At 56.3% G+C, this 13,674-nt stretch carries 14 protein-coding genes (1 of these 14 cut by a window edge); 9 read left to right on the forward strand and 5 right to left on the reverse strand.

The window, feature by feature from the left end:
* Nucleotides 1–114 precede the first annotated feature (114 nt).
* The 4 genes from RB2501_RS12410 to rplS all read left to right on the forward strand — a co-directional run bounded on the left by RB2501_RS12410 (nt 115) and on the right by rplS (nt 3,491).
* Nucleotides 115–1,563, forward strand: a complete 1,449-nt coding sequence (locus tag RB2501_RS12410; protein ID WP_015755189.1) for a glyceraldehyde-3-phosphate dehydrogenase — start codon at nt 115–117, stop codon at nt 1,561–1,563.
* Between the two features lie 136 nt (nt 1,564–1,699).
* A complete protein-coding gene (locus RB2501_RS12415) occupies nt 1,700–2,311 on the forward strand; it encodes a hypothetical protein (protein WP_015755190.1) in 612 nt (203 codons plus the stop codon).
* 24 nt (nt 2,312–2,335) lie between these two features.
* Nucleotides 2,336–3,025, forward strand: a complete 690-nt coding sequence (trmD, locus tag RB2501_RS12420) for a tRNA (guanosine(37)-N1)-methyltransferase TrmD (protein WP_015755191.1) — start codon at nt 2,336–2,338, stop codon at nt 3,023–3,025.
* 115 nt (nt 3,026–3,140) lie between these two features.
* Nucleotides 3,141–3,491 carry a 50S ribosomal protein L19 gene (rplS, locus tag RB2501_RS12425; protein ID WP_015755192.1) on the forward strand — a complete coding sequence of 117 codons (351 nt, stop codon included), beginning with the start codon at nt 3,141–3,143 and terminating at the stop codon, nt 3,489–3,491.
* Nucleotides 3,492–3,612: 121 nt separating this feature from the next.
* On the opposite strand, the gene rocD is transcribed toward rplS, so the two are convergent.
* A complete protein-coding gene (gene rocD, locus RB2501_RS12430) occupies nt 3,613–4,890 on the reverse strand; it encodes an ornithine--oxo-acid transaminase (RefSeq protein WP_015755193.1) in 1,278 nt (425 codons plus the stop codon).
* Nucleotides 4,891–5,083: 193 nt separating this feature from the next.
* Between rocD and rlmD the strand changes: the two genes are divergently transcribed.
* The 3 genes from rlmD to RB2501_RS12445 all read left to right on the forward strand — a co-directional run bounded on the left by rlmD (nt 5,084) and on the right by RB2501_RS12445 (nt 7,842).
* The gene (gene rlmD, locus RB2501_RS12435; protein WP_041327238.1) at nt 5,084–6,502 is read left to right on the forward strand and encodes a 23S rRNA (uracil(1939)-C(5))-methyltransferase RlmD; all 1,419 of its coding nucleotides are present in this window, start codon (nt 5,084–5,086) and stop codon (nt 6,500–6,502) included.
* A 106-nt stretch (nt 6,503–6,608) separates the two neighbouring features.
* The gene (locus RB2501_RS12440) at nt 6,609–7,085 is read left to right on the forward strand and encodes a DUF6452 family protein (protein ID WP_015755195.1); all 477 of its coding nucleotides are present in this window, start codon (nt 6,609–6,611) and stop codon (nt 7,083–7,085) included.
* Nucleotides 7,066–7,842, forward strand: coding sequence for a DUF6048 family protein (locus RB2501_RS12445; protein WP_041327240.1), 777 nt, complete (start codon nt 7,066–7,068; stop codon nt 7,840–7,842). Before RB2501_RS12440 ends, RB2501_RS12445 begins: the two co-directional genes overlap by 20 nt.
* A 76-nt stretch (nt 7,843–7,918) precedes the next feature.
* Here RB2501_RS12445 and RB2501_RS12450 read toward each other — a convergent pair whose 3' ends face one another.
* Complete coding sequence (locus RB2501_RS12450) at nt 7,919–9,055, reverse strand: THUMP domain-containing class I SAM-dependent RNA methyltransferase (protein ID WP_015755197.1); 1,137 nt, start codon at nt 9,053–9,055, stop codon at nt 7,919–7,921.
* Between the two features lie 54 nt (nt 9,056–9,109).
* Here RB2501_RS12450 and RB2501_RS12455 point away from each other — a divergent pair, with 54 nt between their 5' ends.
* Nucleotides 9,110–9,814, forward strand: coding sequence for a ZIP family metal transporter (locus RB2501_RS12455; RefSeq protein ID WP_015755198.1), 705 nt, complete (start codon nt 9,110–9,112; stop codon nt 9,812–9,814).
* A 206-nt stretch (nt 9,815–10,020) separates the two neighbouring features.
* The gene (locus RB2501_RS12460) at nt 10,021–10,944 is read left to right on the forward strand and encodes a ThuA domain-containing protein (RefSeq protein ID WP_041327242.1); all 924 of its coding nucleotides are present in this window, start codon (nt 10,021–10,023) and stop codon (nt 10,942–10,944) included.
* Between the two features lie 7 nt (nt 10,945–10,951).
* Here RB2501_RS12460 and trhA read toward each other — a convergent pair whose 3' ends face one another.
* The 3 genes in view from trhA to RB2501_RS12475 are tightly spaced (at most 53 nt apart) and all read right to left on the reverse strand, a layout consistent with a single transcriptional unit that may run on beyond the window.
* Complete coding sequence (gene trhA, locus RB2501_RS12465; RefSeq protein WP_015755201.1) at nt 10,952–11,587, reverse strand: PAQR family membrane homeostasis protein TrhA; 636 nt, start codon at nt 11,585–11,587, stop codon at nt 10,952–10,954.
* A gap of 53 nt (nt 11,588–11,640) precedes the next feature.
* Nucleotides 11,641–12,975, reverse strand: a complete 1,335-nt coding sequence (locus tag RB2501_RS12470; protein WP_148214371.1) for an amidohydrolase family protein — start codon at nt 12,973–12,975, stop codon at nt 11,641–11,643.
* A 9-nt stretch (nt 12,976–12,984) separates the two neighbouring features.
* Nucleotides 12,985–13,674, reverse strand: the 3' portion of a protein-coding gene (locus tag RB2501_RS12475) for a hypothetical protein (protein WP_015755203.1). Its footprint extends 660 nt past the window's final position; 690 of the gene's 1,350 nt are visible here — the last part of the coding sequence; the start codon falls outside the window, past its right edge; its stop codon occupies nt 12,985–12,987.

A 13,674-nucleotide genomic window follows, 5' to 3' on the forward strand; every position in this document is an offset into this window, starting at 1 on the left:
ATAATATAATTCAACCCGCCAAATCCGGCGGGTTTTTTGATAATTGTGATTTTACTAGGGGAAATTATCTGAAATCCATAATTTTATCCCCATAAACACTTGACAACCTTTCCTATGAACCAGAGCTCCTACGAAAAGGAATTGGCCTTTCAGGCAGACCGCCGGAAAGCCACCACGGAATTCATCAAGATTATCAGTGACCTGTGGTACGATAAGGCAATCGAAGTGGTGTTGTTTAAAAACCAGATCATCGACCGCAATGTCAGCGAGATCATCAACCTGCACGAGTACGCGGGACAGTTTGTGCAAAAGCCTATTTCTATCTTCGATTCCGTGGAGTTGCTCCGCGCCATCAGCGACCTGGACCTCCCCCCTTCCAAGCTGGACATCGGCAAACTCACCTTTGAATTTCATTCCGAGGACAACAACCGCTACCACGACGCCAAGTCGTTTATTATCGACAAACTCAAGGATGCCCGCCACTATCCGGAAATAGCCCCCAAGGACGTTATCCTCTATGGGTTCGGACGGATCGGCAGGTTGCTGGCCCGGGAACTGATGGCCAAAACCGGCAAGGGCAACCAGCTCAGGCTCCGGGCCATCGTCACCCGGGGGGAAGTGGATGAAACCACCCTGGAGAAACGGGCGATGCTCATGCGAACCGACTCCGTCCACGGGCCGTTTTCCGGGACAGTGGAGCCCGATATCGCCAATAAAGCACTCATCGTGAACGGCACGACCGTCCACATGATTTCCGCCTCCGACCCGTCGGGTATCGATTACACGAAATACGATATTCGCGACGCCCTGGTCATAGACAATACAGGCGCCTTCCGGGACGAGGCCTCCCTGGGCCAGCACCTGGGGTCCAAAGGGGTGGCAAAGGTATTGCTCACCGCCCCGGGCAAGGACATCCCCAACATTGTCCACGGGGTGAACCACCGGGAATTTGACCCGGAGCAGGTACATATATATTCTGCTGCATCCTGCACCACGAATGCCATTACTCCTATCCTGAAGGTGGTGGAGGACTCGCTGGGGATCCGAAAAGGACACCTGGAAACCATCCACGCCTACACCAACGACCAGAACCTGGTGGATAATATCCACGGGAAATACCGGCGAGGGCGGGCCGCCGCCCTGAATATGGTCATTACCGAAACGGGAGCCGGCAAGGCGGTTGCCAAGGCATTGCCCGCCCTGGAAGGCAAACTTACCTCCAACGCCATCCGCGTTCCGGTCCCGAATGGTTCCCTGGCCATCCTGAACCTGGAATTAAAAAACAAAACCAGCCTGGATAGCCTCAACACGATCCTCAAGAAATACGCCCTGGAAGGCGACCTGGTGGAACAGATCAAATTCAGCCTGAGCAATGAGCTTGTTTCCTCCGATATAATCGGTTCATCGGCTCCTGCGGTTTACGACAGCCGGGCCACGATTGTCTCGGGGGGCGGAAAAAACATCATCCTCTATGTTTGGTACGACAATGAATATGGCTATGCGCACCAGGTAATCCGGCTGGCCAAATACATTGCCAAGGTCCGCAGGTATACCTACTATTGAAGCGCCTAGGAGGTTCTGGCTCAGGGGCCTGTTCCACTTTGAGGACGGTTCTTATTGCGGCAGGTGTTTTCCAATTTCATTTTATTGGAGTACTTTAGCCCCACCTTGAATCACGATAACCCTACAACACGCTAAAATGAAGTTTATACGATTTTGGACCTTGCTCAGCGCCCTGATGACCGCACCCCTGCTGGTTGCCCAGGACAGTGAGGAACCTTCCCTGGACGGGGGAACTATTGAGAGCCAATTCGAATATATATTCAAGCGCTCCGGAAATTACAATGCAGAAGGCCGGCGGTACGAAGTGGTCCGGGCCATCGAGCTCGACAAACTCAGGGGGAATGTCCTCGACAGCCTGAGCGCTGCCCGGGCAGAGGCCAGCCAGCTGAATTCCACGATAGCCGGGCAGGAAACCACCATCGAAAACCTCAATAGCAAACTGGAGGAAACCAGCCAGGAACTCGCAGCCGTCACCGAGGAAAAAGACAGTATGTCCTTCTTTGGCGCCCTGGTTTCCAAAGCCACTTACAATATCATTCTCTGGACCATTATCATCGGGCTGTTGCTGCTCCTGTTGCTGTTCATCTACCGGTTCCGCCGAAGCAACGTGCTCACCCAGGAAGCCAAAACAAAACTGGCGGACCTTGAGAACGAATACGAGGACCACCGCAGGCGGGCACTGGAGCGCGAACAGCGTATCAGCCGCCAGCTGCAGGACGAGATCAACAAGTACAAAAAATCCAAATAAGCCGGGCAACCCCGGTTGCAGGCCATGCGCATCGATATCGTCACCGTCCTCCCGGAATTGCTCCGGAGCCCATTTGACGCCTCCATCCTCAAGCGGGCCATCGATAGCGGCCTGGTATCGGTTCACCTGCACAACCTCCGCGACTACGCCACCAACGCTTATAAACAGGTAGACGACTATCCCTTCGGGGGTGGGGCGGGCATGGTCCTGATGGCCGAACCCATCGACCGGTGTTTTTCCGAGCTTACCGCCCAGCGGGAATACGACGAAATTATTTACATGACGCCCGATGGGGAAACCCTCCGCCAGCCGGCCGTCAACGCGCTCTCCCTGAAAAAGAACCTGTTGATCCTCTGCGGGCATTATAAAGGGGTGGACCAACGGATCCGGGATCTGTGGATTACCCGGGAAATATCCATTGGCGATTACGTCCTCTCCGGAGGCGAACTGGGCGCAGCCGTACTCTGCGACGCCATCATCCGCCTGTTGCCGGGGGTTCTCGGGGACGAGACTTCCGCCCTGACGGACACCTTCCAGGATAACCTGCTCGCACCGCCCATATATACGCGGCCCCGGGAATTTCGCGGCTTGTCCGTGCCGGAAGTGCTCACCAGCGGGCACAGCGGCAAAATCGAGGCCTGGCGGGAAGAACAGGCGCACCTGCGCACCCGGGAACGTCGGCCCGACTTGCTCGACCCCGGGGAGGACCACTAAATTTGCGCGATTTTCTTGCCAGTTGGGATTTATCGATTATTTTTGCACACGATTTCAGGTCAACCTCTGACGAGGTACGTGCATGTTGGCCCGAACAGAACAGTAAAGCAATACCATGGAATCTTTAGTAAGCTTTGTCGAAAACGAATTTGTGGCCCGGAAGGAATTCCCGAAATTTTCCGCCGGCGACACGATCACCGTATACTACGAAATTAAGGAAGGTGAAAAAACGCGTACCCAGTTTTTCCGGGGCGTCGTTATCCAGCGCCGCGGCAGCGGGGCAACGGAGACCTTTACCATCCGCAAGATGAGCGGCACGGTTGGCGTTGAGCGGATCTTCCCGATCAATATGCCTGCCCTGCAAAAAATCGAAATCAACAAACGCGGGAAAGTTCGCCGGGCGCGGATTTTCTACTTCCGCGGACTTACCGGGAAAAAAGCCCGGATCAAAGAAGTACGTTCCTGATACATATCATCAGCAAAGCAAAGAAATAGCCCCGGGAAACCGGGGCTTTTTTTATGGCCTCATTTTTACACATCCCTCCCGTTTTCACGGCCTAGCGCGCATTTTGGCCGTGGCAGCCAGTTTATGATTGCTGATATTCCAGCAGGGTTTTCCGGATGATCGACAGGCAATCCAGCAACTCCTCCTCGGTCATGACCAAAGGCGGTGCAAACCGGATGATGTTCCCGTGGGTGGGCTTGGCCAGCAAGCCGTTTTCTTTCAGGGCGAGGCAAATTTCCCAGGCGGTGGAGCTATCCTCGGAATCGTCAATGACGATGGCATTCAGCAGGCCCTTGCCGCGAACGAGCCGCACCAGGTCCGTATCGTCGATAATTTCCTGCATCTTTTCGCGGAAGAGGCGGCCCAGGGCATCGGCCTTTTCGGCCAGCCGTTCCTCGGCTACAACTTCCAGGGCCGCGGTTGCCACTGCACATGCCAGCGGATTCCCCCCGAATGTGGATCCGTGGTTGCCCGGACGGATGACTTCCATCACCGGGTCGTTGGCCAGGACAGCGGAAACGGGAAGCACCCCGCCGGAGATCGCCTTGCCGAGAATCAGGACGTCGGGTTTGACATCCGGGGTCCCGCTGCAGTTCTTCTCCGGACAGTCGCAATTCCCGCAACTGGCCAGCAGGCGCCCTGTGCGGGCGATCCCGGTCTGGACTTCATCCGCCATGAGCAGGACATTGTGCTCCTTGCAAATGGCATGCGCCTTTTGGAGGTAATCCGCATCGGGAACATTCACCCCGGCCTCCCCCTGAATGGGTTCCACCAGGAAAGCAGCTACGTCCGGCCCCATGGCAGCTTCCAGCGCTTCCAGGTCGTTGTACGGGATCGGGACGATACCCGGGGTAAACGGCCCGAAATGCTCGGTGGCCACCGGGTCATTGGATGCGGAAATAATCGTGATGGTCCGGCCGTGGAAGTTGTTCAGGCAGACGATGACCTTGGCCCTTCCATCCGGAATTCCCTTTTTCTCATATCCCCATTTCCTGCCGAGCTTGATAGCTGTCTCCACGGCTTCGGCCCCGGTATTCATGGGCAGTACCTTATCGTACCCGAAGAATTCGCACAGATATTTCTCGTACTCCCCCAGCCGGTCGTTGTAAAAAGCCCTTGAGGTGAGGGTGAGTTTTTGCGCCTGCTCCGTGAGCGCCCCGATAATTTTCGGGTGGCAGTGCCCCTGGTTTACCGCCGAATAGGCCGATAAAAAATCGTAATATTTTTGGCCGTCTACGTCCCAGACGTAAACCCCTTCGCCCCTGCTGAGTACTACGGGCAGCGGATGGTAGTTATGCGCCCCGTACTGCGCTTCCAGGGCAATAGCCTTGTCCGATTGTCGCTTTTCAATTACAGACATTTCCCAAAGTTTTTTAAATAGACAAACACCATTCCTTCTTAGTGGAGAGAAATCATCCGGAAAGCGCCTTAAAGGTAGGAAATTGCCCCTGAGGAACCAAAAATGCGCCGCCGGGAACAACCGCTACTTCGGGCAGGTGCCCCAGGAGATTCTCGCTATGGCCGCAAGCAGAAAACAACGTATTTTTGCCCCCATGGCAAGAGGCAGGAAGCATCCATTTTTTGAAAAAATCGAAGTGACCGGTACCGCGGCAAAGGGAAAAGCGGTGGGCAGGGCCCCAGATGGCCGGGTGGTCTTTATTTCCGGAGCCGTCCCGGGGGATACCGTTTCGGTCCAGGTGTTCAAAAAGCGCAAGGGACACTACGAGGGCCGGGTAACAGAGATCCTGAATCCCTCCCCCGAACGCATTCAACCCCGGTGTGTCCATTTTGGCACCTGCGGGGGTTGCAAATGGCAACATATGGACTACGCCGCCCAACTCCGCTTTAAACAGGATGAAGTGGTTCAGAACCTGGTGCGTATCGGGAAGCTCGACCTTCCGGATATAGCCCCTATCCTCCCGGCCCCGGAAACCTATTACTACCGGAACAAAATGGAATTCTCCTTTTCGGATAACCGGTGGCTGGAACCCGGGGAAATCGCCTCCGGGGAACCGGTGGCAAGCCGGAACGCCCTGGGCCTGCATATCCCGGGGATGTGGGATAAAATCCTGGACCTGCAAGAATGCCACCTGCAGGCCGATCCGTCGAATGCTATCCGCCTGGCCGTCCGCGAGTATGCGGAATCTCACGGACTCGCCTTTTTTGACACCCGCAAACAGGAAGGCTTGTTGCGCAGCCTGATGCTTCGCAATACCGCATCGGGCCAGGTGATGGTACTTATCCAGTTCTACCAGGACGACGCCAGCGCCCGGGAAGGCCTGCTGGACTTCCTGCTGGATCGTTTCCCGCAAATCACCTCCCTGTTTTATACCATCAACCGCAAAGGGAACGATACGCTGTACGACCTGGACCTGATTTGCTACCACGGCACCCCTTATATCACAGAGGAGATGGAGGGGCTGGCCTTCAGGATCACCCCGAAATCGTTTTATCAGACCAATTCCCGTCAGGCATATGCGCTTTACAAAAAAGTACGGGAACTGGCGGGCCTCACCGGAAAAGAGCGGGTTTATGACCTGTATACCGGCCTGGGCACCATCGCCCAGTTTGTGGCCCGACAGGCCCGGGAGGTTATCGGGATTGAAGCCGTTGCCGACGCCATTGAGGCCGCCCGGGTAAATGCGGCCGAAAACGGCATCTCAAACACCCGGTTTTTTGCCGGGGATATGAAGGAACTCTTCACCTCGGAATTCCTGGAAACCCACGGCAGGCCGGATGTGGTGATCACGGACCCGCCCCGGGACGGAATGCACAAGTATGTCGTGGCCCAATTGCTGGAAATCCTGCCTGAGCGGATAGTCTATGTGAGTTGCAACAGCGCTACCCAGGCCCGCGACCTGGCCCTTATGCGGGATGCCTACCGGGTTGCACACGTTCAGCCTGTTGATATGTTCCCGCAGACGCACCACGTGGAAAATATCGTACTTTTAGAGCGCCGCAGCCATGAATAGCCCCCTGCACATGCCAAGAGCCATACAGCTTTACCTTAAAATTGTCCGTTCCGCGAGAAGCATGCGGTTTGCCCGGCGCCATCCTGTTTTTTTATCGCTTTCCGCTATGCTCCTGGCTACCGGTTTCAGCGGGTGCGAAAAGGACGATATTTGCGTGGACGGGGATACCCCCCTGCTCGTTGTTAATTTCTACGATTCGGAAGATCCCTCTTCCGCTAAAAACGTCACCAGCCTGCGGGTGATCGGCATTGGCAATGGGGACCCGGTGGGAACGTTTACCGACCGGTCCAACAGGGATTCCATCCAGTTGCCGCTGCGGGCGGATGCCCCGCGCACCGGGTTTGTCCTGATCCGGGATTCCGCCAGCGATTCGGAAGGGGTGGAAACAGGGAACCGGGATACGCTGTATTTCGATTACGAGATCACGGAGGATTTTATTTCCCGGGCCTGCGGCTTTGTCCCCAATTTCGAAAACCTCCAGGCCGGGATACAGGACGACCTCTCCATCTGGATCGACAGTGTCCGGGTCGTCAACCCCACCGTAGAATCAATCCAGACCACCCATGTTGCGATTTACCACTAGCCTGATATTGATCCTGGCGGTTGCCGGTCTGACGCAAGTGCAGGGCCAGCAAGCCGACAGTCTGTCTGCCCGGGGGCCCGCCCCGGCCGATGCCTACGGGATCCGGTTGGGTGCCGACCTGAGTCGCCTGCTGATTACGGGCCTCAATGAGGATTACCAGGGGTTTGAACTGGTGGGCGACTACCGCATATCCGAAAAATTCTACCTCGCTGCAGAGCTCGGGAATGAATCGCGGCGAGTGAACGAATTGCTCGACAATGAAAACGACGTAAACATCCAGTCGCTCTACGATATCACCAGCAGGGGCAGTTACCTGAAGGCCGGGCTCGACTACAATACCTATACCAACTGGTACGGGATGAACAACCAGATCATTGTGGGGGCGCGGGCGGCCTTCAGCAGTTTCCGCACCGACCTGGATTCCTATTCCTACTTCAATTCCAACCGTTACTGGAACCCGGACGGATTCCAGCCGGGCCCGGATGCTCCGGTGGAACTGGACGGGCTGAGTGCGGCGTGGATTGAATTGTTGTTGGGGGTGAAGGCGGAATTATTTGCCAACATCTACATGGGGGCTTCCGTCCGCCTCGGGATGCTCGTGAGCCGTACCGAATCGGACCGGATGCCGCACCTTTGGATCCCCGGGTTTAACCGCGTTACCGACGGAAGCAGTTTCGGGGTGGGCTTTAACTACACCATCAGCTACTTTTTGCCGCTTTACCGCAAGGCGCGGGAAAACCCCACACAGGACGATTAATCCGGATACCCGGCTGGGTTGCCCGGCTTTTTCTCCAATGCTCCCGTCGAAGCGATCGCAACCGGTGCGGGAATCCTTACTGGTACTTGGCTTTTCTACTTCCTTCGTAAATCTCAAACAGGGCCAGACGCGACTCGATGCTCCCGTTGAACAGCTTGATTTTCCGGGAAGTGCGCAAACCGACGGATTTTAGGATTTCCGGATCCCCTACCAGCAACCAGGCCCGGGTATTTGGATATTGGCGTTTGAGGGTATCCCCCAGGTTGCCGTAAAAAGTTTCCCGGTCTACGGGCAGGCGTTCCCCGTAAGGTGGATTGGTGGCCAGGTGCAGGGGGCCCCTGGTGGATTTGGAGGTTTTGAAGAAATCCGCCTGTTCCAGGGTGATAAAGGCATCCAGGTTCGCATTGCGAATATTCTCCTGCGCCTTGCGGACAGCAGAAGGAGCCTTGTCGTACCCGCTAATGCCATACCGGAAATCCCGTGTCCGGTTCAGGCAGGCATCGTAAATGGTCCGGAACAGCTCGGGATCGTAATCCTTCCATCTCTGAAACCCGAAGGCCTCCCGGTTGATGTTTGGCGGAATGTTGCAGGCAATCATGGCGGCTTCGATCAGCAGCGTGCCGCTGCCGCACATCGGATCGAGGAAATCGGAGTGTCCGCGCCAGCCGCTGAGCAACAGCATCCCCGCGGCCAGCACCTCATTGAGGGGCGCTTTGTTGGTCTCCGTCCGGTACCCCCTGAGGTGGAGCGAACTCCCGGAGCTATCCAGGGACAGGTGGGCTGTATTGCCCTGGATATGCAGGTGAATCCGCACATCCGGGTCTTTTACGGAGACGCTGGGGCGGGCGCCGGTACTGGACCGGAACTGGTCGGCAATGGCATCTTTGGCTTTCTGGGATACAAAAAGCGAGTGGGCAAACAGGTCGCTGGCCAGGACCGTATCCACTACAAAGGTCATCCGCGGGTCCAGGTAGCGGGACCAATCGACCTCCTGGATTTTACCATACAGGTCCTCGGCACGACGCAACCTGAAATCCGAAACCGGGACCAAAATACGCAGGGCGGTCCTGAGGCTTAGGTTCGCCTTGTACATAAACCCCGCATCCCCGTCAAAAAATACGCATCGCACACCCGTTTTCACATTCCCTCCCCCCAGGGACCGAAGTTCCCCGGCCAGGACGTCTTCCAGCCCATATAGGGTTTTAGCAAGCATTCTGAAGTTATCTGCCATCGCGCGGTGTTGAAACTTCAAAAATACATTAATTTTATGGGCTCAAAACCAACGAAACCCATCGCAACAACCCCCTGGCACCTGATACTCCCAGCACTGGCCGTACTGCTGAGCTTCCTGTTCCTGGTGGCCAGGCGGAAACGGCAGGCCGGGCGGCAGGGGCTCCTGCTGGCTTTCAGCGGGGCCTTCCTACTGGGCATTACCCTGCTGGAACTCATCCCCGAAGCATATAATTCAGGTAATCCGCGGCTTACAGGCGTTTTCGTCGGAGTGGGCATCCTGCTGCAGATTGTCCTCGAGTTTTTGTCCCGCGGGGCGGAACACGGTCATGTCCACACGCAAACAGGTGGAAAATTCCCCCTGCTCCTGCTCCTCGGGCTCAGCCTTCATGCGCTGTTGGAAGGGGTTCCCCTGGAAAACAACCGCGAATTCCTGCTGGCAATCGTAATACATAAGATCCCTGTCGCCCTGATATTGGGGGGCTTCCTACTGCGCTCGGGTTTGTCTGCAGGGGCCGCATGGACATTTATGGTCCTCTTTGCGGCCATGACGCCGCTCGGCGCACTGTCCGGGCGCATCCCGGTGCTTGAGCACGGCCATCCCTATGTCCTGGGGCTGGTCATCGGCGTGCTCCTGCACGTGTCCACCGTGATCCTCTTCGAAAGCTCGGAAGGACATTCTTTCAACCTCCGAAAGCTGACGGCAATCGTGCTCGGGATGGTACTGGCATATTTGGCCTGACAACCGGCTACGATGCGATTCCGGCCCCGATGCGATTCCGGCTACGAGGCGATTCCGGCCCCGAGGCGGTTTTGGGCCGGCGCTCCCTGTTGATCTGCAGGTGCGCCCCAAACCCCCCGAAAGGTGCGCCCCAAACCCCCCGGAAGGTGCGCCCCAATCCCCCCGGATTTCGTATTTTGCCGGCAACCCGTAAAAATCCCGACCCGATGCAAAAATTCCTTTTCCTTATGATTTGCCTGGCAGGATGCCTGGAAGCCACGACCCAGGACCTTCCGCCCATAGCGCTTACAGACCAATGGCTGGAGCGCATCGAGGCGCTTGCCCCCAAGAGCGCGGAAGGGAAAGAGGACGCTGGCCGGAACATCCTGGTTTTTTCATTGCATACAGGGTACGAGCACTGGTCCATACCCCATACCGAGGAGGTGGTAAAACTCCTGCTGTCCCAATCCGGGTTTGCCAGCTCCCGGGCCTCAAAGGATATCGCTGTTTTTGAACCGGAAGTTTTGGCCGGGTTTGACGCCGTGGTACTGAACAATACCTGCCCGGAGCGGGATTACCGGGACCTCTTCTACGACGTCTTCCGGAAAAACGCGGACATGCCGGAGAGCCTCAGGAAATCGGAAGCCGCCCGCCTTGAAAAAAACCTGATGGATTACGTTGCCAACGGGGGAGGCCTGGTGCTCCTGCACGGCGGCACGACCATACAAAACAATTCCATGGCCTTTAGCCGGATGACGGGCGGAAGCTTTGATTTTCACCCGCCCCAGCAGCCGGTGTCCATTGAGCTGGCGGAACCGGACCATCCCCTGCTCCGCCCTTTCAACGGCGAGGGGTTTACCATTACGGACGAACCCTATTTCTTCAAAAACGCCTATTCGGATAAGAATTTTCGGCCGTTGCTCTACATGGATGCTCGCGAACTTTACGGGTTGGAACCGGAATACCTGGAGGATCCCATCCGGTATATTTCCTGGATCAGGGCCCATGGCCGGGGCCAGATTTTTGTATGTGCCCCCACACATAATGCCCAGAACTTCGAAAACGCCGAATTCCTGGAATTCCTCTTGTCGGGTATTCGCTATGCGGCGGGCAGCCTGGACGTGCCGGATGCCCCGGTAAAAAAACCCTGATCCTGCCTCAGGCAGCACGAATAAGGCCGAGGATCAGGAACCAATGCGAAATAGCTCCTCCAAGGACAAAAAAATGCCAGATCATGTGGTTGAAGGGAATTCGCCGAATGGCGTAAAAGAAAATTCCCAGCGTATAGAATGCCCCGCCCAGACCCAACCAGAAGGTGCCTTCCGGGCTAAGCTGCTGCAACAGGGACGACAAATCGATGACAATCAGCCACCCCATGATCAGATACAGGAGGAGCGAAAAAATTTCGAAACGGCCGGTAAAAAAGAGTTTCAGCACCGTGCCGAACAGCGCCATCCCCCAAATAACCCAGAAGAGAATCCATCCATTCCCGTCCCTCAGGGTGATCAGGGCCACCGGGGTATAGGTGCCGGCGATCAGGTAATAGATACTGATATGGTCCAGGATCCGCAGGCGCCGTTTTATCCGGGGATCCGCTACCCAGTGGTAGGCCGTGGAGGCGGTGAAAAGCAGCAAAATGGAAAAGGAATAGATCCAGACGGCCATCCGGGATATGGTATCCATCCGGTCTGATTGCCCAATGAGGTACACAGCCCCGATGACCCCCAGAAGGATTCCCAGGGCGTGGGTGCCCGTATTCCAGTGTTCCTCTTGTTTGTAATCGATGTGCCCCATCTGTTGCCCGGTTGAAAGCCGCAAAGATACGGCAACCGGCCTAGCCCCGGTTGTTATTTATACTGCCTGCCCCGTTTGATTACCAGGTCCACATCCTGCAACAGGCTGATATACCGGAGGACATCCCCGTCCACAGCGATGATATCCGCGTATTTCCCCGGGGTAATGGTGCCCACCTCGTCGGCCACGCCGGTCCAGAGGGCCGGCCAGTAAGTAGCAGCCCGGATGGCATACATCGGGTCGATGCCAAATTCATTGACCCATACATCCAGTTCGTTCCAGGTAGACTGGCTGTGGAATTTCATGGGGATTCCGCTGTCTGTTCCCACCAATAATACCACCCCGGCATCCAGCAACTGGCGGATCTTGGTCTTCAGGGTGGGCCGGCGCGAAGGGGTTAATTGAAAATACGGCAATCGGTCCGGGTGCTCAATGCTCTGCCGGATATCGGCAATCACGCTGTCCGGCAACCCGAGGTGCCAGGAGTCGTTGTCGAGCTTCTCCGGGTTGTCCCGTACGTATTCATAATTGTACAGGCCCTCTACAGTGGGGCACCAGAACAGCGGCCCCAGGTTCATCTGTGCCGTGCGCTCGCGGATCATCTCCATCACGTCCTCCGGGTAACGGGGGGCCGAAGAGAGGCCCGTATGCTCAAAGCAATCCACCCCTACTTCCAGCCCCCTGCGGATTTCTTCCGGCCGGTGCCCATGGGCCACCACCTTGAGGCCGTTCTTGTGGGCCTCCTCCACAACCGCCCGAAGTTCCTCCATCGTCATCTGGTCCTGGTCGACGAGCTTGATAAAGTCCACCCCGGCCTCCGCCAGGCGGCGGATTTTACGGCGGCCATCTTCCGCCCCGTTCACGCCCCAGCGAAAGACTTCGGTACCCGGGTAGGGCGCGTGCTGGATAAACGGGCCGGATACGTACAGGGTGGCCCCGGGTAGTTCCCCCTTGTTTATGGCGTCCCGGACTGCGAGGCTCTCATCCAGCGGCCCGCCCAGGTCCCGGGCGCTGGTCACCCCGGCCATCAGCAACTGGTGGGCGGATGCCGGCATGATAACGTCTTTTAAAAGCGGTGGATAGGTTTTATCCCAATAGGCATAATCCGCGTGCCCGTTGATCATTGTGTGTACATGCATGTCCCAAAGCCCGGGGAGTACACTCATGCCTTCGGTGGAAATCACATCCGCCCCCTCCGGCACTTCGAGGGTGCCAACCGTCCCGACGGCTTTGATGCGCTCCCCTTCTATCAAAATAACGCTGTTTTGGATGGGCGCGGACCCGTAGCCGTCGATCAGTGTCCCCCCCACAAGGGCTTTGAGGTTCCCCTGCGCCCGGAGCAGGCCACAACAGGTAAACAGCAAAAAAAATAAGGCGAGATTTCTCATATAAGTCATTTAATCATTCGCATTGTTTGTTGGCCGAACAGATTGCCTGTCCGGGAAATACCAAAACGGGATCCGAATAACCGTGCGGGTATAGACGGAATCGCGTCGGTGGTCCTTGCGGCGCACGTGGAGGGTATGCCTGCCGCTGGCCACTTGTTCGAGGTCCAGGAAGGTCTCGTAACCTATCTGATTTCGCCGGTTAAGGGCAAAGACAAATTCCGGTTTGAAATCCAGGCTATCCACCGACAGGGTATACATGTCCTCCAGGGTACTCAGGTAGTCCCGGGTGCCCTCGGAAAGTTGTTGCCAACCCAGGTGGCCTTCTGAAAAAACTGAGAAAATGCCCCGGCGGTCTTCTTCGGGTTCCAATTCCTTGTTGAAATAAAACACATCGTCCTCCACGGTGCTGCCGTAGACGACAAAGACGTTCAGGAACGGGTCGGTAATGACCTTTGAGGGGATGGACGCCCGGTCGACAAAATAGATGTCTTCATCCAGTTCGTCTACATAATTCGCATTGCCTGCAGAATACTCGTTTGTATTGAATTCCTTCCTCAGATAATTGGACGTGCTGAAGCCGGTCCCCGCCAGGATGGTCAGGCCCAGGTAGATCGGGACTACCAGCCAGCTCAGGCGCTTTCCGAACTTCGTGTCCAGAAAATTATAGACCATCGGGCGATACAGGAAGGAAAGCGTCAG

Source organism: Robiginitalea biformata HTCC2501 (assembly GCF_000024125.1).
Classification (GTDB): Bacteria; Bacteroidota; Bacteroidia; order Flavobacteriales; family Flavobacteriaceae; genus Robiginitalea; species Robiginitalea biformata.